The sequence below is a fragment of the Pseudomonas granadensis genome, from assembly GCF_900105485.1.
GTDB lineage: Bacteria > Pseudomonadota > Gammaproteobacteria > Pseudomonadales > Pseudomonadaceae > Aquipseudomonas > Aquipseudomonas granadensis.
In genome coordinates, this window is the sequence record NZ_LT629778.1 from 3,980,404 (window position 1) to 3,999,862 (window position 19,459).

Consider the following 19,459-nt stretch of genomic DNA (forward strand, 5'->3'; position numbering starts at 1 on the left):
GGGCCAGTTCGCGAGCAGGCTCGCTCCTTGGGGTTAGTGTCAGCAGTGATGACACTATTAACGGTAGATCACACAACCTGCGGCGAACCCAGATCCACTGTGGGAGCGAGCCTGCTCGCGATGGCGTCAGAACTGGCGACACCATCATCGGCCAACAACCGCAAATTCAACCGCAATCCCGCCCCGGCATTCTCGGCCCAGAGCAACCCGCCCTGGCGCTGCACCGCGTTGCGCGCAATGCTCAAGCCCAAACCAAACCCGCCATCCCCTGGCCTCGAGCCGTCGAGTCGGATGAACGGTGAAAAAATCCGCTCCAGATCTGCTTCAGCCACACCGCCGCCCTGATCCTCCAGCCACAAATGCCAATAATCGCCATCGCGCTGTCCATCGAGCCGGACAATTGCGCCCTCGGGCGAATGCCGAATCGCATTGCGCAAAATGTTCTCCAGCGCTTGCGCCAATGTATTGAGATGGCCGCGTACCCAGCACGACGCATCGACCGAACATTGCAACTGCAAGCTCGGCCAGCCGCTTTCGTAACAGGCATTGTCGGTAAGCATTTCCCAGAGGGCCTGAATCTGGATCGCTTCGTCGGGCAGTGGCGTGCGGTCAGTGTCGAGCCAGGCCAGTTGCAAGGTGTCTTCGACCAGCCGCTGCATGCCGTCGACCTCGCGGCCGATGCGTTCGCGCAACTGTGGCAGCCCTTGCTCTCCTTCACTGGCAACGCGCAGGCGGCTCAGCGGCGTGCGCAGTTCATGGGATAAATCGCGCAATAGCTGCTGCTGTAAAGCGACGGTGGTTTGCAGGCGTTCGGACATCGAATCGAATGCGCGGGCCAGCTCACCGAGTTCGTCGGGGCGCTGGGTCATGCCACTCGACAGGCGCACATTCAATTGGTCGGCGCGCCAGGCGTTGGCCTGTTCGCGCAGGTTGTTCAGAGGCACAACCAGCAAGCGGTACAGGCCGATGCACAACAACAAGGTGAACAGCCCGGGAATCACGCCATTGGTAATGACGCGCCAGAACACCCGGTATTTGCCCGGCACAAAGCGTTCCGGCAACTCGATGACGAGGATGCCGGCGGACGGTTCTTTGGGAAACGGCACGCGCAGCCACGGCCGGCCCTTTTTATGGATCGGCCAGTCGAGGCCGCGTAGAAAGGTCAGGTGCTGCACTTCTGCCTCGTTCAACGGCTCGCTGCTCAGCGACTGCAAATTGCCGCCAATCACCCCGACCCAACTGGCCTCGCGCAATTCCATGCTTTGCAGCCAGTCATCCACGCCGTGGCGGCCGCCGTGCTGCCAGGCCTGCTCCGCTTGCGCCGCATAGCGACTGAGCGTTGCGCGCGCGTTGTCAGAGAGGAACTGATTGCGCTCCTCCATGTAGCGACCCCACGACCAACTCAGCCAGATCATCAGCAGACAGAACGCCACCAGCAGCAAAGCCAGTTTCCAGAACAGCGAATGCCGCCCTGGCAGTTCAGAGCGTTTCATCGGCGCCACTCAATACGTAGCCCTTGCCCCAGACAGTGCGCACTTCGCGCTCGGTGTAACCGATGGCTTTGAGTTTGCGGCGGATCTGGCTGATGTGCATGTCGAGGCTGCGGTCGTGGGCGGCATAGCCGCGTTGCAGCACATGCTGATAAAGGAAGGCTTTGCTCAGCACTTCCTCGTCGTTGCGGTTGAGGGTGTCGAGCAAGCGGAATTCGCTGCGGGTCAGCCCGGCGGCCTGCTCGCGGAAAAACACCTCGCACTGTTCATCGTCGAAACGCAGCGCACCGCTCGTCGCTGGCAGCACAGCTGCCGCCGGGCGGCGATCGAGGGCGACGCGGCGCAGGATCGCTTCGATACGCACATGCAACTCAGCCATGCTGAACGGCTTGGGCAAATAGTCGTCGGCACCGAGACGAAAGCCGCTGATGCGATCGGCCTCGGCGCCAAGTGCCGACATCAACAGCACTGGGGTCGAATGGCTCTGGCGCAATTGCGTCAACAGCTTCAAGCCGTCCAGGCCCGGCAAGAGGATATCCATCAGCACCACGTCGAACGGCTGGTCCCTGGCGATGTTCAGGCCTTCCTCACCATTCTGGCACCAGGTCACCTGAAAGCCGCTGCGGCCCAGATGCTCATGCACATAGGCACCGAGCACCGGATCGTCTTCGATGGAAAGAATGCGTGGCTGGCCAACGGAAACAGGAGTCATGAGTATCTGCAAGTAATTCTCAGTTGAGCGCGATTATTCAAGATTGCCGGGCTTGCGGCAACTCAAGGTTCGGCCATCAGACCAACGCGCCCGTGCGGGCGTCGCGGTTGCGCGCGCATTTTTCCGAAGATTGCCTGCGAGCAAATCGCACACTGCGCCCATGTCGCGTGCCGGATGCACGCATGAGTCAACAGATCAGCGGGATGCAGGAGACGGGCGTGCTCAAGAAACTGGGAATCAAAGGTCGAGTATTGTTGCTGACCTTGTTGCCGACCAGCCTGATGGCGCTGGTGCTGGGCGGGTATTTCACCTGGACGCAGCAGTCCGACTTGCAGACCCAATTGATGCAGCGCGGCGAAATGATCGCCGAGCAACTGGCGCCGCTGGTCGCGCCGGCCATGGGCCATGGCAACAACGAACTGCTCGAGCGCATCGCCACGCAGTCGCTGGAACAACCGGACGTGCGCGCGGTGACATTCCTCGCCGCGGATCGCTCGCCACTGGCCCACGCCGGCCCGACCATGCTCAATCAGGCACCGAGCGGCGACAGCGCGCAACTGCAACGACGCAGCGGCAATGACGCCACACGCTATCTGATGCCGGTGTTCGGCAAGCACCGCAACCTTGCTGGCGAGCTGATCCCGGAAGAGTCCGACCGCCTGCTCGGCTGGGTCGAGCTGGAGCTGTCGCACAACGGCATGTTGCTGCGTGGCTATCGCAGCCTGTTTGCCAGTCTGCTGTTGATTGCCGCCGGGCTGGCCGGCGCGGCCCTGCTGGCGTTGCGCATGGGCCGCACGATCAACCGCCCGCTCGGCCAGATCAAGCAAGCCGTCGCCCAGCTCAAGGACGGCCACCTCGAGACCCGTCTGCCACCGCTCGGCAGTCAGGAACTGGATGAACTGGCCTCGGGCATCAACCGCATGGCCGGCACCCTGCAGAACGCCCGCGAAGAATTGCAGCACAGTGTCGATCAGGCCACCGAAGACGTACGCCAGAATCTCGAAACCATTGAGATCCAGAACATCGAGCTGGATCTGGCGCGCAAAGAGGCGCTGGAGGCGAGCCGGATCAAATCGGAATTTCTCGCCAACATGAGCCACGAGATCCGCACGCCACTGAACGGTATTCTCGGCTTCACTCATTTATTGCAGAAAAGTGAACTGACCCCGCGCCAGCTCGACTATCTGGGCACCATCGAAAAATCCGCCGACAGCCTGCTGGGGATCATCAACGAGATTCTCGATTTCTCGAAAATCGAGGCCGGCAAACTGGTGCTGGATCATATCCCGTTCAATCTGCGCGATCTGCTCCAGGACACCCTGACCATTCTCGCCCCGGCAGCGCACGCCAAGCAGCTGGAACTGGTCAGCCTGGTCTACCGCGACACGCCACTGTCGCTGGTCGGCGATCCGCTGCGGCTCAAGCAGATCCTCACCAACCTGGTCAGCAACGCGATCAAGTTTACCCGCGAAGGCACCATCGTCGCTCGGGCCATGCTGGAAGATGAACACGAAGACAGCGTGCAACTGCGCATCAGCATTCAGGACACCGGCATCGGCCTGTCCAATCAGGACGTGCGCGCGTTGTTCCAGGCCTTCAGCCAGGCGGACAACTCGCTGTCGCGCCAGCCCGGCGGCACGGGTTTGGGGCTGGTAATTTCCAAACGTCTGATCGAACAGATGGGCGGTGAGATCGGCGTCGACAGCACGCCGGGCGAAGGCTCGGAATTCTGGATCAGCCTGAGCCTGCCGAAAACCCGCGACGACGCCGAAGACATGCCCGCCCCGCCACTGCTCGGGCGCCGCGTCGCAGTGCTGGAAAACCACGAACTGGCGCGGCAGGCCCTGCAGCATCAACTGGAAGATTGCGGCCTCGACGTCACCCCGTTCAATACCCTCGAAAGCCTGACCAATGGCGTCACCGGCGCGCACCAGACTGATCAGGCGATCGATCTGGCGGTCATCGGTATCACCAGCAACGACATGCTGCCCGAGCGTTTGAATCAGCACATCTGGGACCTCGAACACCTCGGCTGCAAAGTGCTGGTGCTGTGCCCGACCACCGAGCAGACGCTGTTTCATCTGTCGGTGCCCAACCCGCACAGCCAGTTGCAGGCCAAACCGGCGTGCACACGCAAGCTGCGTCGGGCCTTGTCCGATCTGGTCAACCCGCGCCAGCCACGCCATGAGCCCGGCGAACCGCTGTCGAGCCGGGCGCCGAAAGTGCTGTGTGTCGACGACAACCCGGCCAACCTGCTGCTGGTGCAAACGCTGCTCGAGGACATGGGCGCCAAGGTCCTTGCGGTGGAAAGCGGATATGCCGCGGTCAAAGCGGTGCAGACTGAATCCTTCGATCTGGTGCTGATGGACGTGCAGATGCCGGGCATGGACGGTCGCCAGAGCACCGAAGCGATCCGCCAGTGGGAAAGCGAGCGACACAGCACCCCGCTACCCATCGTCGCCCTCACCGCCCACGCCATGGCCAACGAAAAACGCGCGCTGCTGCAAAGCGGCATGGACGATTACCTGACCAAACCGATCAGCGAACGGCAACTGGCGCAGGTGGTGCTGAAATGGACCGGTCTGGCCCTGCGCAATCAAGCGCCGGAGCGCGGCAGCGACAGCGCTGCGAACAGCAATGAATTGCCGGTGCTCGATCATGAAGAAGGTTTGCGTCTGGCCGCCGGCAAGGCCGACCTGGCTGCGGACATGCTGGCAATGCTGCTCGCCTCGCTCGAAGCCGACCGCGAAGCCATCCGCGCCGCTCGCGACAGCCACGATCAGAACGCGCTGCTCGAACGCGTGCATCGCCTGCACGGCGCCACGCGTTACTGCGGCGTACCGCAATTGCGCGCGGCCTGCCAGCGCAGCGAAACCCTGCTCAAGCAAGACGACCCGAAAGCCACCCTCGCGCTGGATGAACTGGAACGGGCGATCAACCGATTGGCGGCGCAGGCGAAGATCAGCGCCTGATCCACGGCAATACCGGGCGGCGCTGTCAGCGCTACAGTGGCTGACGATGATTCAACCCTGTCGATGTTCAAGGAGGATTGCATGCGCACCATCGTTTTCAGCAGCCAGACTTACGACCGCGACAGTTTCCTCGGCGCCGACTGCCCGGCAGGCATCGAGCTGCACTTTCAACCGGCGCGGCTGAGCCTCGACACGGTGGCATTGGCCGATGCACATGAAGTGGTTTGCGCGTTCATCAACGACGACCTCAGCGCGGCGGTGCTGGAACGTCTGGCCGCCGGTGGCACACGCCTGATCGCCTTGCGGTCGGCAGGTTACAACCATGTCGACCTGATCGCCGCCAAACGTCTTGGACTGGCGGTGGTCCGGGTACCGGCGTACTCGCCACACGCGGTCGCCGAACACGCGGTGGCGCTGATCCTCGCTCTGAATCGACGCTTGCACCGCGCCTATAACCGCACCCGCGAAGGCGATTTCAGCCTGCATGGCCTGACCGGTTTCGATCTGGTCGGCAAGACTGTCGGGATTGTCGGCACCGGGCAGATCGGCGCGACGTTTGCGAAAATCATGCACGGCTTCGGCTGTGAATTGCTCGCTTACGACCCGTATCCGAATCCCGACGTGCTCGCGTTGGGCGCTCGTTATCTGAGTTTGCCGGAACTGCTCGCGCAGTCGCGGATCATCAGTCTGCATTGCCCGCTCAATGAGCAGAGCAAACATCTGATCAACCGTGATTCGCTGGCGCACATGCAGCCCGGCGCCATGCTGATCAATACCGGGCGCGGCGGTCTGGTCGACACACCCGCACTGATCGACGCGCTTAAGGACGGTCAACTGGGTTATCTGGGACTGGATGTGTATGAGGAAGAGGCGCAGCTGTTTTTCGAGGACCGCTCGGACTTGCCCTTGCAGGACGATGTGCTGGCACGCTTGCTGACCTTTCCCAACGTGATCGTCACCGCGCACCAGGCCTTTCTGACGCGCGAGGCACTGGGCGCGATCGCCTCGACAACCCTGAGCAACATCGCGACCTGGGCGGCAGGCACGCCGCAGAACCACGTCGAGGGTTGAGCCGGGCCGGTTACTTCGGCGACAGCGAAGACGCCAGAATCAGCAGGGCCAGCCAGCCGAAACCGAACAGCCGCTGTTTAGCCGAATGGCCGTTGCGCAGCAGAAACCAGACGAAGACCATCGGCAGCAGAAACACCATGATCTTCAGCCAGCCTTCCACCGGGCGGCTGCCGTCGGGATTGGCAGTCTGTTCAAGCGCTTGCTCGGCCTGCTGACGACGGCGTCGCCCCGCCGCGGCCGGCATCACTTTCGGCAGCGGTTGCACAGCGGGGGCATTCGCCGCCTCCGGCACCGCGTTGTTGCGAGGCAGGCTGCCGAACGAAATTGTCGCCGCCTGTGCCGCCGCGGCTACAGGCTGCGCTTGCACTGCGGCGTATTCGTCGATCGGCGCGCCGCAATGAATGCAGGCCGACGCTTCGGAGCTGATGCTCTTTTTGCATTCATAACATTCGATCAGCGCCATGTTCCGTTCCTTCAGATTCGAGGCCGGCAGTTTGCCATGAGTGCTGGCCGATTTGAACCGGATCGAAGGTCGCACGCGCGCATCATTCTGCAATCGGGGCCGTGCTAGCATGTCGCGCATATTTGGAGGACCCATGGTCGAACACGATTTCCGCTACACCCTGATGAACCCGCAACACACCCTCACCGAATGCCGCGCCCTCGTACCAGGCCGCTATCAGGTCACCGGCAACGGTGGCTCGATCCGCATCGGTGATGTCCTGCTGGTGACCCTCAAAGGCAGCAAGGATTTGTCCATGCGACTGACCGTCGACACCGTCCGCCACCTGATCAACCCGCCGGGCCAATGGACCGCGATGACCACCGGCCCGCTGTTCGGTGAACTGGCGATCCACACCTGGCAGGTCAACTGCGACAGCTGCGCCAAAGAGCTGAGCTTTGAATTCGCGGTCGATGCCAAACTCGGCAAGACCGCTGAAAAACCGGCCGCCACCGCGCGCATCGCCGAGCTGGGCTGGCAAGCCGTGGGCGACAAGCACCTGTGCCCGAAATGCCAGGAGCCCGCGTGATGAAACGCTTTGCCTTGGCCGCTCTGGTCGGTGTCGGTCTCGCGGGCTGCGCCGCCGAGCCTGTGCAACTGCAACACAACCGCAGCTACATTCTGGAATGGATCGGCGAGCGGCCGCTGATGGATTACAGCCACCTGACCGTGACCCTCGGCGACGATGGCCGCGCCTACGGCAACGGCGGCTGCAACCATTGGTTCGCGCCGTACACGCTTGAGGGCGACAAGCTGTCGTTCGGCAAGATCGGCAAGACCCGCAAACTCTGCGCCCCGGCCTTGATGGAGCAGGAACAACGGTTTTTGCAGGCGCTGGAAAAGGTCGAGCGCTGGGACATCTCGCCGATCGAGCAGATGCGTTTCTGGCCGGCCGAGGGCAAGCCGTTGCGCTGGTGGCTGGAAGAGGGTTGAGTCTCAAGGCCGCCAAAGCCCTCACCCCTAGCCCTCTCCCAGGGGGAGAGGGAACTGATTGGGGGATGCTCAGGATTGGCGCCGACATGAACGTTATCTGGTGAATCCATAATCGACTCGGAGTCTCAGGTCGATGTACCTCGCCAGACACCACGGTCGGCCCCCTCTCCCTCTGGGCGGTCCGACGTTTCGGGAGGGCTGGGGTGAGGGTTGCTCTTCAGCGACAACTTACTTGGTCGCCTGCAACGCCTCGAGTTTGGCCATCACCCCCGCCGCCGTCTGCTCACCCAGCAACTGCTCCCGCACCTTGCCCTTGTCGTCGATGATGTAAGTCACCGGCAACGCCTCGCTGCGCGGCAATTCAAACAGCTCTGCCGGATCCTGCGCCAGCACGGTGAACTTGATGCCCAGTTTCTCGCTGGCTTCTTTCAGTTCCGCGCCTTGCACGTTGTCGAAGTTGACGCCGAACACGCCGACGTTCTTGCTCTTCAGTTCCTCGGCCAGGTGATTGAGTTCAGGAATCTCCGTGCGACACGGGCCGCACCATTCGGCCCAGTAATTGAGCACCACCCATTGTTTGTCGAGACGCTCGGACGCGACTTTCTGGCCGTTCTGGTCGATCCCGTAATCATTGCCGCAGCCCCCCAGCATCAACGCCCCGATTACCGTCAATGCCGCTGCCAATCGCCGTGTCATGTCGTGTTCCTTGAGAAAATTCGAAGGCGCCTGCGACCCATCGCCTCTGACGGTTCTGGATTGCGCGCTGCACAGTTAGAATAGCCGCCACTTTACGCCAGAAGCGACCCGCCATGACCGATCTGACGCTTTATCACAATCCGCGCTGCTCGAAATCCCGCGGCGCACTGGAACTGCTCGAAGCCCGCGGCCTGACGCCAACCGTGGTGCGTTACCTCGAAACCCCGCTGAATGCTGCGCAAATCAAGGCGCTGCTCGGCAAGCTCGGGATCAGCGCACGGCAGTTGCTGCGCAGCGGGGAAGATGAATACAAAATGCTTCAGCTCGCCGATGAAAATCTCAGCGAAGAGCAATTGATCGACGCCATCGCCGCGCATCCGAAACTGATGGAACGGTCGATCCTCGAAGTCGGCGACAAAGCGGTCATCGGCCGTCCACCGGAAAAAATTCTGGAGTTGCTGCCGTGAGCGCGCCGTACATTCTGGTTCTGTATTACAGCCGCAGCGGTTCGACCAACGAGATGGCCCGGCAGATCGCTCGCGGTGTCGAACAGGCTGGACTTGAGGCGCGACTGCGCACGGTGCCGGCGATTTCCACCGAATGCGAAGCCGTCGCCCCGGACATCCCTGCAGAAGGCGCGCTCTACGCGACCCTCGATGACCTGAAAAACTGCGCCGGTCTGGCACTGGGCAGCCCGACGCGATTCGGCAACATGGCCGCCCCGCTGAAATACTTTCTCGACGGCACCAGCAACCTTTGGCTGACCGGTGCTCTGGTCGGCAAACCGGCCGGTGTGTTCACCTCCACCGCCAGCCTGCACGGCGGTCAGGAAACCACCCTGCTGTCGATGATGCTGCCGCTGCTGCACCACGGCATGCTGATCACCGGCCTGCCGTACAGCGAATCGGCGCTGCTGGAAACCGAGGGCGGCGGTACGCCTTACGGTGCCAGCCATCATGCCGGCGCCGATGGTAAAAGCGGCCTCGATCAACACGAAGTGGCGCTGTGCCGCGCCCTCGGTCTGCGTCTGGCGAAAACCGCACAGAAACTGGTGGGCTGAGATGGCGAAGAAGCCGAAGATCCTGCCCTCAATCGAGTGGCTGGAGCCGCGGGTGAAGGCGATGCGGGTGCTCAGCCTGCTGAGTTTTTTCGCCCTCGCCGGCCTGCTCGCGGCTTATTACCTGGTGTTCGCCGATCTGCACGGCGCGCGGCCGTGGGTGATTCTGCTGGTCGAACTGATCCCGTGGCTGGTGCTCGCACCGGCGATGATCATGGGCAGCGCCCGCGGGCACTCATGGATGTGTTTTGTGGTGAATCTGTATTTCATCAAAGGCGCACTGGCGGCGTATGACCCGAACCGGCAGTGGTTTGGTGTGCTGGAAATGGCGGCGAGCCTGGCAGTGTTCTGCTCGGCGCTGCTGTATGTGCGCTGGCGTTATCAGCTTGATCGCAAGCTGGCGGGCGAAGGCGAAATCGCCGTCGCCTGAAAGACCGCTATCGCTAGCAGGCTAGCTCCCACAGGGTCTGTGAACGCCACAAATCCAGTGTGGGAGCCAGCCTGCTGGCGATTGGCGCGACGCGGTCTCAATGATTGACGGTGTAGGCCAGCATCATCGAAATCTGGCTCATCGGCCGGCCGCCGCTCTGTTCGTGCCACTGATTGAACGCGCTCTGCACCGTCGCCAGGTCGCGCAGGCTGGTGGGCGCCTTGTCGACGATCTTCTGTGCATTCAATGCGGCGACGACGTCATAGCTCGGCACAAAGGTGTCCTTGCCGACCATGCGCAAAAAGCGCGGCGCTGACAGCCCGCCCAATTGATGACCGTGCTTTTTCAGGTATGTCCACAGGCCGACGATGTCGGTCACCGGCCAGTCGGCGATCAGCGCGCCGAAGCTGCCCTTGTCCTGCTCCACATCAAGAATGAACTGCGCATTGCGCGGCACGCTTTTCAGCTTGCCCAAGTGGCGGATGATCCGCGCGTCCTGCATCAGGCGCTCGAGGTGCTCGGCGCTCATCAGCACAACTTTTTCCGGGTCGAACTTGAAGAACACTTCTTCGAAGGCCGGCCATTTGGCGTCGACCAGACTGTGCTTGAGTCCGGCGCGAAACACCCGCAGGGCCATTGTCGAGAGGTAGCGGTCGTCGCTGATCTTGCGCAGTTGCGTCGGGGTTTTCGGAACAGGCAGATGGGCTTCCAGTGCAGCCGCCGAACCGAAACGGTTCAGACAGTATTCGTGCAGCCACTTGTAATCGCGCATGCCCTCTCCTGAGGTTTGAAATGAATATCACCCGGTGATCACAAAACCTGTGGGAGCTAGCCTGCTAGCGATTGCGGTGTGCCAGTCGACAAATAGATTGGCTGACAGTTCGCAATCGCTAGCAGGCTAGCTCTCACAATGATCGGGGTTACAGATTGACGACGTTGACGAAGCGCGACGCCGCGGTTTCGTCGATTTTCAGGCTGGTGAAGTCGAACAGGTTGCGGTCGGCCAGTTGCGACGGGATCACGTTCTGCAGGCTGCGGAAAATGCTCTCGGTGCGGCCCGGGGTCTTGCGCTCCCAGTCCTGGAGCATTTCCTTGACCACCTGACGCTGCAGGTTTTCCTGCGAACCGCAGAGGTTGCACGGGATGATCGGGAATTGCTTGAGGTCCGAGTAGGCCTGAATGTCCTTCTCGTTGCAGTACGCCAGCGGACGGATCACCACGTTGCGCCCGTCGTCGGCGCGCAGCTTCGGCGGCATGGCCTTGAGGCTGCCGTTGAAGAACATGTTGAGAAAGAACGTTTCGACGATGTCGTCGCGGTGATGACCGAGGGCCATTTTTGTCGCGCCGATTTCATCGGCAAAGGTGTACAGCGTGCCGCGACGCAGGCGCGAGCACAGCGAGCAGGTGGTCTTGCCTTCCGGAATCAGTTCCTTGACCACCGAGTAAGTGTCTTTCTCGACGATGTGATACTCGACGCCGAGTTCTTTCAGATAGGCCGGCAACACGTGTTCGGGAAAGCCCGGCTGCTTCTGGTCCATGTTCACCGCGACGATCTCGAACTTGATCGGTGCAACCTTCTGCAGGTGCAGCAGCACGTCGAGCATGGTGTAGCTGTCCTTGCCCCCGGACAGGCAGACCATGACCTTGTCGCCGTCTTCGATCATGTTGAAATCGGCGACCGCTTCGCCGGCCAGGCGGCGCAGGCGCTTTTGCAGTTTGTTCTGGTTGACCGTAAGAGTGCCCATGACGCGAAATCCGTGAGGTGTGACGAAAGGCCGGCATTTTACGCAAAAACCCCGCCGCTGTGGGGACGGGTTGTCGGTCGCCACGGGGCACATCACACAGACCCCGAGGCGATTATCCGCCCGCTTTACAGCGCGATTTGCTCTAAGCCCCTGATACCGGTGCGGTTCAGTCCTTTCTATACTGCGACATAAGGTCGCACACATCTGAAGACCTGTATTTGCTCGGCCGCCTGGCCCGTAGGCGCTCCGTTGGGGGGCGATGGCAATATCAAGAGGAGTGAATGGCATGATCCATCACGTAGTGGGACTGTTTACCCACCCCGATCAGGAATGGAAGGAAATCCGTGGCGACCAAGAGGAAAGCATCAGCCACATGTACCTCACGCACACGCTGATTCTGGCGGCGATCCCCGCCGTCTCGGCGTTTATCGGTACCACCCAGGTTGGTTGGGTGATCGGCAACCGCGCACCGGTGATGCTCACCTTTGAAAGTGCGCTGTGGATGACGATCATGTCGTACCTGGCGATGCTCGGTGGCGTTGCGGTAATGGGCGCCTTTGTCCACTGGATGGCACGCACGTATGACGCCAACCCCAGTCTGGCCCGTTGCGTGGCCTTCGCCACTTACACCGCGACACCGTTATTCGTCGGTGGCCTGGCAGCGCTCTATCCGCACATGTGGCTGGGGATGATCGTCGGTACGGCGGCCATCTGCTACACGGTGTATCTGCTGTATGTGGGCTTGCCGACGTTCATGAATATTCCTCCGGACGAAGGCTTCCTGTTTTCCAGCTCGGTGCTGGCGGTAGGCCTGGTGGTGCTGGTGGCGATCATGGCGTTTACCGTGATCGTCTGGGGCCTGGGCGTAGGCCCGGTGTACACCAACTGACGATATCCGCCTGGTGAGAGAGGCCGCCGCAAGGCGGCCTTGTCATTTTTGGGCGATGACCATTCGGCAGCTCGGCGATTCGCAAGCGCCCGGGGTTGCGGCATACTCGGCGTCTCTGGAGATCCATCAAGCATGCCCGAGCAACTCAATACCCGCGTCGAAGATTGTTACCAACTCGCTGAATCCTTTTTCAAACGTTCCTTCAAACGCCCCGTCGTCAGCCTCAAGCTGCGCGGGCAGAAAGCCGGTGTCGCGCATCTGCACGAAAACAAGCTGCGCTTCAATCCGCAGCTGTACCGGGAAAACACCGAACACTTCCTCAAGCAGACCGTGGCCCACGAAGTTGCGCACCTGATCGCTCATCAACTGTTCGGCGACCGCATCCAGCCCCATGGCGAGGAATGGCAATTGATCATGCGCGGCGTTTACGAATTGCCGCCGGATCGCTGCCATACCTACGAAGTCAAACGCCGCAGCGTGACCCGCTACATCTATAAATGCCCGTGTCCCGAGAGCGATTTCCCCTTTACGGCACAGCGCCATAGTCTGGTGCGACAGGGGCGGCGATATTTCTGCCGGCGCTGCCGCACGACATTGGTGTTCAGTGGTGAGATGAGGGTGGAATAGGTGGTTTCCGCGGTGCTCTGACTGGCCCTATCGCGAGCAGGCTCACTCCTACATTTGGAATGCGTTCAACCTGTAGGAGTGAGCCTGCTCGCGATGAGGCCAGCACATGCACTAGAGAATCACCTTGGCGGAACGCAGCTCAGCAATCTTCGAAGCATTAAACCCCAGCCTCCCCAACACCTCATCCGTATGCTGCCCCAACGCCGCGCCAACATGTCGCGGCGCCGGCAACGCCTCGGAAAACTTCAACGGACAAGCCATCTGCGCCTGCGCCGTACCCTCCCCGCGCGGCACTTGCGTCACCAGTTCGCGGGCCTGCACCTGCGGATGACGCACAGCCTCACCGAGGCTCAACACCGGCTCGACACACGCATCGACCCCGGCGAACAACTCGCACAACTGCGCAAAATCATGCTTTTCAAACTCAACCCGCAACGCCTCCTTCAGCGCCTGCTGTTGCTCAGGTTTGGCTGACAGCCCCTGCGCCGCCAGCTCCGGTCTACCCAGCGCTGCACACAAGGCTTGCATGAATGCCGGCTCCAGACTGCCGACCGACATCCAGCGCCCGTCCCGCGTGCGGTAATAGTCATAAAAGCTACCGCCATTGAGCATCTGATCTTCGCGCCCCGGCTCATCTTCGCAGGCGAGATAACCGGCGCCGGCCATGGCGTTCAGGCTGAACGCGCAGTCGGTCATGCTCACATCGACATGCGTGCCCTGCCCGGTTTGCTGGCGGGCGATGACTGCGGCGAGCAGACCGATCACCCCGTGCAGCGAGCCACCGGCAATGTCCGCCACTTGCATGCCCAACGGCAGTGGCCCGCTGTCGACGCGGCCGGTGTAGCTGGCCAGCCCTGCCAGGGCCAGATAATTGATGTCGTGGCCGGCGCGATCCTTGTACGGCCCGGTCTGGCCATAACCGCTGATCGAGACGTAGATCAATTTCGGATTGATCGCTTTCAGCGCCTCATAACCCAGACCCAGACGCTCCATCACACCGGGGCGGAACTGTTCAAGGACGATGTCGTACTCGTTCAATAACTCGCGGATGATTTCCAGCGCCGCCGGCTGTTTCAAATCCAGCGCCAGACTGCGTTTGTTGCGGTTCAGGTAGGCATGACTGGCCGACACGCCGCCATCGTGCGGCGGCAATACGCGCAGCAGATCCATGCGGGTCGGCGATTCGATGCGCAGCACCTCGGCGCCCATGTCCGCCAGCAATAACGAGGCGAACGGCCCCGGCAGCAGCGTCGAGAAATCGAGAACCTTCAGTGAGGCCAGCGGTGCGGACATGGGCGAACTCCTTGGGCGATGCACTCAGCCTAGGCAGCGATCAGCGATGCGGCAATCACCGAACATGTCAGCGGGTGTGACCGTTACGCTCGAATCGCAGGCATGAAAAAACCCGCCGAAGCGGGTTTTTCCAGGCAAGCGATGCTTACTTCACATTGCTCGGGGTTGCGCCTTCAGCCACACCCAGGTCGTCTTCAGGACGGGTTTCGGCGATACCGCGACCACCCGAAGCCAGTTCGGCTTGCAGTTGATCGGTGTCCAGCTCCTTGACCCACTTGGCAACCACGATGGTGGCTACGGCGTTACCGACCAGGTTGGTCAGCGCGCGGGCTTCGGACATGAAGCGGTCGATACCGAGGATCAGCGCCAGACCGGCCACCGGCAGGTGACCGACCGCCGACAGGGTCGCGGCCAGCACGATGAAGCCCGAACCGGTCACACCGGCTGCGCCTTTGGAGGACAGCAGCAGTACCAGCAACAAGGTGATCTGGTGAGTGATGTCCATGTGTGTGTCGGTCGCTTGAGCGATGAACACCGCGGCCATGGTCAGGTAGATCGACGTACCGTCGAGGTTGAACGAGTAGCCGGTCGGGATCACCAGACCGACAACCGATTTCTTCGCGCCCAGACGCTCCATCTTGATCAGCATGCGTGGCAGCGCCGATTCCGACGAGGACGTGCCCAGTACGATCAACAGCTCTTCACGGATGTAACGCACCAGCTTGAACACGCTGAAACCGTGAGCACGGCAGATCGCACCCAGCACCAGCACCACGAACAGCACGCAGGTGATGTAGAAGCAGATCATCAACTGGCCCAGTTGCACCAGCGAGCCCACACCGTAGGCACCGATGGTGAAGGCCATCGCACCGAAGGCACCCAGCGGCGCCAGTTTCATGATCATGTTGATGATGTTGAACATCACGTGGGCGAAGCGATCGATCATGTCCAGCAGCGGACGACCGTACGAACCCAGGCGATGCAGGGCGTAGCCGAAGATCACCGAGAACATCAGTACTTGCAGGATGTCACCGGTGGCGAACGCGCCGACGATGGTGTTCGGGATTACGTTGAGGAGGAAGCCAACGATGCTCTGGTCTTTACTGGCCGTCACGTAAGTGGCGATTTTCGAGGCGTCCAGGGTGGTGACGTCGATGTGCATGCCGGCGCCCGGTTGCACGACGTTGACCACGACCAGACCGATCAGCAGGGCAATGGTCGAAACGATTTCGAAGTAGAGCAGCGCGTAGCCGCCGGTCTTGCCCACCGATTTCATGTTCTGCATGCCGGCGATGCCGCTGACAACGGTACAGAAGATGATCGGGGCGATGACCATTTTGATCAGCTTGATGAACCCGTCACCCAGCGGCTTGAGCGCCACACCGGTCTGTGGGTAGAAGTGACCGAGCAGGATGCCGATGGCGATGGCAACGATCACCTGGAAATACAGGGATTTATACAGTGGCTGACGAGTCGTCATTGCAGGTTTCCTCAAGCGTCCCGCGACAACATCCATCTGTTGGCCGCGAAACCTTAATTGCGAACCCTCCTGCACTGGAGGGATTTGTTGTTGGAGCGGCGTTTTCCCACGGGATAAATGCACGCTTCTGTCGCTTGTATCGCAAACGCCGTGCCAGATTGGTGCGATGGGCAGCCAGCCTTTTGATATCAGGGCTCAGGGAGATTTTCATGTCACCGAGCGGTGACCTGTGCATGGCGGATTTCCGCCAACTGGCCCGCCCTCGTCCTGCAATTTGGCGGAAATCCGCCTTGTTGCGCCCTAGGCTCGCCGCTACCATCGGTCGCCTGAACAGGATCTGCCGCTCATGCGTGAACGCACCATCGCCAGTCATTTCGCCCGTGCCGCCCTCGGCGGCGCGCGCCGCCAAGGCTTTGATTATTCAGGCCTGCTCGAGCAGTTGGGGATCAGCCCGGAACTGCTCGAAGAGCCGCGTGCGCGCCTCGCACCGGAACAATTCGCCCGTTTGATCCAGGGCCTGTGGCTGGCGCTGGACGACGAATACCTCGGCTTTGCCAACGCACCAAGCAAGCCCGGCAGTTTCGCCATGATGTGCCACGCCTCGATCCACTGCCGCAACCTGGAGAAGGCGCTGCAGCGCGGCCTGCTGTTTTACAGCCTGTTCCCCGAGGCGCCACGGCTGACGCTGAGCCGCGAAGATGAATGGGTACGTTTAAGTCTCGATGACGCGCGGTTGTGGGATCCGGATCACTTTCTCACTGAAAGCCTGCTGGTGATCTGGCATCGCCTCGGCAGTTGGTTGATCGGCCAGCGGATCCGCCTCGAACAGGCGACCTTCAGCTACCCACGCCCCGACCATGGTGCTGAATATGACTTGCTGTTCCCTTGCACACAGAGCTTCGGCGCCGAGCACAGCAGCCTGCTGTTTCACAGCCGTTATCTGTCGATGCCGTTGTTGCAGGACGAGCGCACGCTCAAGCATTTCCTCGAACGCTCACCGGCGGACCTGCTCTCACGCCCGGACGACGGCGACAGCCTGAGCAGTCGCCTGCGCCGCTTGCTCAGCCGCGACAGCAATCACTGGCCGGACCTGGAAGCGGTTGCGGCGCACCTGCACATCAGCCCGCAGACCTTGCGCCGGCATTTGCGCGAAGAAGGCAGCAGTTTTCAGGAGCTCAAGGATCAACTGCGGCGGGATATCGCCATCTATCACTTGGGACGCGCGGATCTGTCGTTGCAGCAGATTGCCGAGCAGTTGGGTTTCTCTGAGCCGTCGGCGTTTCACCGGGCGTTCAAGAAGTGGACCGGGTTGACCCCGGGGGCTTATCGGGCGCGGGAGTTATAAGTGGAAAAATCAATGGCCCCTCACCCTAACCCTCTCCCAGAGGGAGAGGGGACTGATTGGGGATTGAATCCGAATGCGCTGCCATCGCGCAGGTCGACAATTTTCGCAAACCACTTCGGTCAGTCCCCTCTACCCCAGGGAGAGGGTTAGGGTGAGAGCCGCCTCATTCACACCGCCGGAAAGTGAATCCTGAACGCCGCCCCGCCCAGCGGCGAGTCGCCCAATGCCAGTCGGGCGTTGTAGCTTTCGATGATGTCCTTGACCACCGCCAGCCCGATACCCTGCCCCGGATGTTGTGCATCCAGCCGTTCGCCGCGTTCAAGAATCCGTGCGCGCTGATCCGACGGCACACCGGGGCCGTCGTCTTCGACGCACAGTTCAACCCCGGCCAGCGACTCGCGCATGCTGATGCGCACTTCGCCCAGACACAGGCGATAGGCGTTCTCCAGCAGGTTGCCGAGCATTTCCAGCAAGGCGCCCTGCTCGATCGGCACGTAACAATGTTCAGGCAGATCGAAAACCACGCGCACCTGCTTGTCGCGATAGACCTTGTCCAGCGTGTCGCACAGGCTTTTGAGCACCGGTCGCAGCTTGACCTGATGGCGCACCAGACCGCTTTTGCGCAGGCTCGCCCGTTGCAGTTGATAGCTGATCTGCTGGCTCATGCGTTCGATCTGACTTTGCAGCACCCACGCCTGATCGCGCTCTTGCGGACGTTGGGCCATGTCTTCGCTGACCCCTTGCAGTACCGCCAGCGGGGTTTTCAGGCTGTGAGCGAGATCGTCGAGGGAGTCGCGGTAGCGGCTGCGCTGCTGACGTTCGCTGAGCAGCAAGCGGTTGAGCGAGCCGGTCAGGCGCAGCAGTTCGCGCGGATGTTTTTCGGTCAGGCTTTCGCGGGTGCCGCCCTCGATTTCATCGAGTTCCTGGCTGAGGCGGCGCAAGGCCTTGAGGCCCCAGGTCAGGCCGATCCACAGCAGCGCCAGCAACACCAGCAAGGCTGCGCCGAAGCCCAGATAGAGATTCTCGCGCAGGCCTTCGAGGGTGGTTTCGTATTCACGCACCGGTTGCAGGGCGACGATGCTGAACGCGGCGCTTTTGCCGCCGAGCAATTTCACCTCCACGTCGTAAACGAAGAATTCCTGGCCGTTGCTTTCGCGAATCCGCGCGAACTCGTTGCCGAGTCCGTCATAGCGCGGCTTGTAGTTGATCTGTTCTTCCTGAGTGGCCTTCGAACGCCAGACCAGACGGCCTTCGCGATCATAGATGTAGCCAAGCAAGCGGAAGTCCGTGAGGTTGAAACGCTCGTCCGGCAACTGCGTCGGCATGACCAGCCGACCGTTTTCAATGCGCGCGGCGGAAATCAGCGTGGTCACGTCCGAGGCCAGGCGCTGCTCGATCGAATCCTGCAAGGCCAGGCTGAACGCGCCTTGCATGGCCGGGAGCAAGGCGAGCATGAACAACACCGCCAACGTGGTGGCGGCGAGCATCAAACGAACGCGAAGGGAACGGATCAAGTGCAGCGCTCATTGAACAGATAGCCGAGGCCGCGCACGGTATCGATCGGTTTGAACCCGGCCGGGCCTTCGAGTTTGCGCCGCAGACGGCCGACCAGCACTTCGATCACGTTCGGATCGCGCTCGTCGTCGTCCGGGTAGAGTTGTTCCATCAGGCGATCCTTGGGCACCACTTGTTGATGGTGGCGCATCAGGTATTCGAGAATGCGGTACTCGTAGGCTGTCAGCGCCAGTGGCTGTTCGTCGAGGCTGGCCTGCTTGCGATTGAGGTCGAGCAGCAGCGGCCCGGCAACAATGGTCGACTGAGTGAAACCACTGGAGCGGCGCAGCAAGGCATTCAGGCGTGCGTCGAGTTCTTCGAACTGGAACGGCTTGACCACGTAATCATCGGCGCCCGCAGCGAGGCCTTCGACCTTGTCCTGCCAGTTGCCGCGCGCCGTGAGAATGAGGATCGGGAAGGTCTTGCCGCCCGAGCGCAACTGGCGGATCAGGTCGAGCCCGCCCATGCCCGGCAAGCCAAGGTCGATCACCGCCAGGTCGAAGTTGAACTGTCCGGTCTGGTACAGCGCCTCCTCGGCATTGGCCACGGATTCGACCACATGACCGCTCTCGGTGAGGCGGGTTTGCAGATGATGGCGCAACAGCGCTTCATCTTCGACGACCAACAGTTTCATACAGCTCTCCCAGGCAATTCAAAAATCTC

The 19,459-nt window shown here is 61.3% G+C and carries 20 protein-coding genes; 10 read left to right on the forward strand and 10 right to left on the reverse strand.

The window, feature by feature from the left end:
* Positions 1–68: 68 nt before the first annotated feature.
* Positions 69–1,493, reverse strand: coding sequence for a sensor histidine kinase (locus tag BLU52_RS17605; RefSeq protein WP_090285311.1), 1,425 nt, complete (start codon positions 1,491–1,493; stop codon positions 69–71).
* On the reverse strand, positions 1,480–2,202 hold the full coding sequence (locus BLU52_RS17610) for a response regulator transcription factor (protein WP_090285313.1): 723 nt from the start codon (positions 2,200–2,202) through the stop codon (positions 1,480–1,482). The genes BLU52_RS17605 and BLU52_RS17610 overlap by 14 nt, the downstream gene beginning before the upstream one ends.
* Positions 2,203–2,420: 218 nt before the next feature.
* On the opposite strand from BLU52_RS17610, the gene BLU52_RS17615 reads away from it, so the two are divergent.
* Both BLU52_RS17615 and BLU52_RS17620 read left to right on the forward strand, forming a co-directional pair.
* A complete protein-coding gene (locus tag BLU52_RS17615; protein WP_090288609.1) occupies positions 2,421–5,174 on the forward strand; it encodes a response regulator in 2,754 nt (917 codons plus the stop codon).
* Between the two features lie 81 nt (positions 5,175–5,255).
* The gene (locus BLU52_RS17620) at positions 5,256–6,245 is read left to right on the forward strand and encodes a 2-hydroxyacid dehydrogenase (protein ID WP_090285315.1); all 990 of its coding nucleotides are present in this window, start codon (positions 5,256–5,258) and stop codon (positions 6,243–6,245) included.
* Between the two features lie 10 nt (positions 6,246–6,255).
* Here the strand turns inward: BLU52_RS17620 and BLU52_RS17625 are convergent, their stop codons facing one another.
* Positions 6,256–6,708 carry a hypothetical protein gene (locus BLU52_RS17625; RefSeq protein ID WP_090288611.1) on the reverse strand — a complete coding sequence of 151 codons (453 nt, stop codon included), beginning with the start codon at positions 6,706–6,708 and terminating at the stop codon, positions 6,256–6,258.
* 133 nt (positions 6,709–6,841) lie between these two features.
* Between BLU52_RS17625 and BLU52_RS17630 the strand changes: the two genes are divergently transcribed.
* Positions 6,842–7,276 (forward strand): hypothetical protein, encoded by a 435-nt coding sequence (locus tag BLU52_RS17630; RefSeq protein WP_090285316.1) that lies wholly within the window; start codon positions 6,842–6,844, stop codon positions 7,274–7,276.
* Entirely contained in the window at positions 7,276–7,680 is a 405-nt protein-coding gene (locus tag BLU52_RS17635; protein ID WP_090285318.1) for an META domain-containing protein, read from the forward strand. The genes BLU52_RS17630 and BLU52_RS17635 overlap by 1 nt, the downstream gene beginning before the upstream one ends.
* Before the next feature lie 228 nt (positions 7,681–7,908).
* On the opposite strand, the gene BLU52_RS17640 is transcribed toward BLU52_RS17635, so the two are convergent.
* Positions 7,909–8,376, reverse strand: coding sequence for a TlpA disulfide reductase family protein (locus tag BLU52_RS17640; protein ID WP_090285320.1), 468 nt, complete (start codon positions 8,374–8,376; stop codon positions 7,909–7,911).
* 113 nt (positions 8,377–8,489) lie between these two features.
* Here BLU52_RS17640 and arsC point away from each other — a divergent pair, with 113 nt between their 5' ends.
* From arsC to BLU52_RS17655, 3 genes are read left to right on the forward strand one after another with little or no spacing between them, the layout of a single operon-like run.
* A complete protein-coding gene (gene arsC, locus BLU52_RS17645) occupies positions 8,490–8,843 on the forward strand; it encodes an arsenate reductase (glutaredoxin) (protein ID WP_090285322.1) in 354 nt (117 codons plus the stop codon).
* Positions 8,840–9,436 (forward strand): NAD(P)H:quinone oxidoreductase, encoded by a 597-nt coding sequence (gene wrbA / locus BLU52_RS17650; protein WP_090285324.1) that lies wholly within the window; start codon positions 8,840–8,842, stop codon positions 9,434–9,436. Before arsC ends, wrbA begins: the two co-directional genes overlap by 4 nt.
* A gap of 1 nt (position 9,437) precedes the next feature.
* Positions 9,438–9,863, forward strand: coding sequence for a DUF2069 domain-containing protein (locus BLU52_RS17655; RefSeq protein ID WP_090285326.1), 426 nt, complete (start codon positions 9,438–9,440; stop codon positions 9,861–9,863).
* Between the two features lie 97 nt (positions 9,864–9,960).
* Here BLU52_RS17655 and BLU52_RS17660 read toward each other — a convergent pair whose 3' ends face one another.
* Positions 9,961–10,635 carry a DNA-3-methyladenine glycosylase I gene (locus BLU52_RS17660; RefSeq protein WP_090285328.1) on the reverse strand — a complete coding sequence of 225 codons (675 nt, stop codon included), beginning with the start codon at positions 10,633–10,635 and terminating at the stop codon, positions 9,961–9,963.
* Positions 10,636–10,783: 148 nt separating this feature from the next.
* Positions 10,784–11,608: a tRNA 2-thiocytidine(32) synthetase TtcA gene (gene ttcA, locus BLU52_RS17665; RefSeq protein WP_090285330.1), complete on the reverse strand. Its 825-nt coding sequence runs from the start codon at positions 11,606–11,608 to the stop codon at positions 10,784–10,786.
* Between the two features lie 286 nt (positions 11,609–11,894).
* Between ttcA and BLU52_RS17670 the strand changes: the two genes are divergently transcribed.
* Together BLU52_RS17670 and BLU52_RS17675 are read left to right on the forward strand one after the other, a co-directional pair.
* Complete coding sequence (locus BLU52_RS17670) at positions 11,895–12,497, forward strand: Yip1 family protein (RefSeq protein WP_090285332.1); 603 nt, start codon at positions 11,895–11,897, stop codon at positions 12,495–12,497.
* Positions 12,498–12,629: 132 nt separating this feature from the next.
* A complete protein-coding gene (locus BLU52_RS17675) occupies positions 12,630–13,124 on the forward strand; it encodes a SprT family zinc-dependent metalloprotease (protein ID WP_090285334.1) in 495 nt (164 codons plus the stop codon).
* Positions 13,125–13,235: 111 nt separating this feature from the next.
* Here the strand turns inward: BLU52_RS17675 and BLU52_RS17680 are convergent, their stop codons facing one another.
* Together BLU52_RS17680 and BLU52_RS17685 are read right to left on the reverse strand one after the other, a co-directional pair.
* The gene (locus tag BLU52_RS17680) at positions 13,236–14,417 is read right to left on the reverse strand and encodes a CaiB/BaiF CoA transferase family protein (protein ID WP_090285336.1); all 1,182 of its coding nucleotides are present in this window, start codon (positions 14,415–14,417) and stop codon (positions 13,236–13,238) included.
* A gap of 145 nt (positions 14,418–14,562) precedes the next feature.
* Positions 14,563–15,897 carry a dicarboxylate/amino acid:cation symporter gene (locus BLU52_RS17685; RefSeq protein WP_090285338.1) on the reverse strand — a complete coding sequence of 445 codons (1,335 nt, stop codon included), beginning with the start codon at positions 15,895–15,897 and terminating at the stop codon, positions 14,563–14,565.
* 346 nt (positions 15,898–16,243) lie between these two features.
* Between BLU52_RS17685 and BLU52_RS17690 the strand changes: the two genes are divergently transcribed.
* Entirely contained in the window at positions 16,244–17,242 is a 999-nt protein-coding gene (locus BLU52_RS17690; RefSeq protein WP_090285340.1) for an AraC family transcriptional regulator, read from the forward strand.
* Between the two features lie 167 nt (positions 17,243–17,409).
* Here BLU52_RS17690 and BLU52_RS17695 read toward each other — a convergent pair whose 3' ends face one another.
* Both BLU52_RS17695 and BLU52_RS17700 read right to left on the reverse strand, forming a co-directional pair.
* A complete protein-coding gene (locus BLU52_RS17695) occupies positions 17,410–18,756 on the reverse strand; it encodes an ATP-binding protein (RefSeq protein ID WP_090285342.1) in 1,347 nt (448 codons plus the stop codon).
* Entirely contained in the window at positions 18,753–19,430 is a 678-nt protein-coding gene (locus BLU52_RS17700) for a response regulator transcription factor (RefSeq protein WP_042560510.1), read from the reverse strand. The genes BLU52_RS17695 and BLU52_RS17700 overlap by 4 nt, the downstream gene beginning before the upstream one ends.
* Between the last annotated feature and the right edge of the window lie 29 nt (positions 19,431–19,459).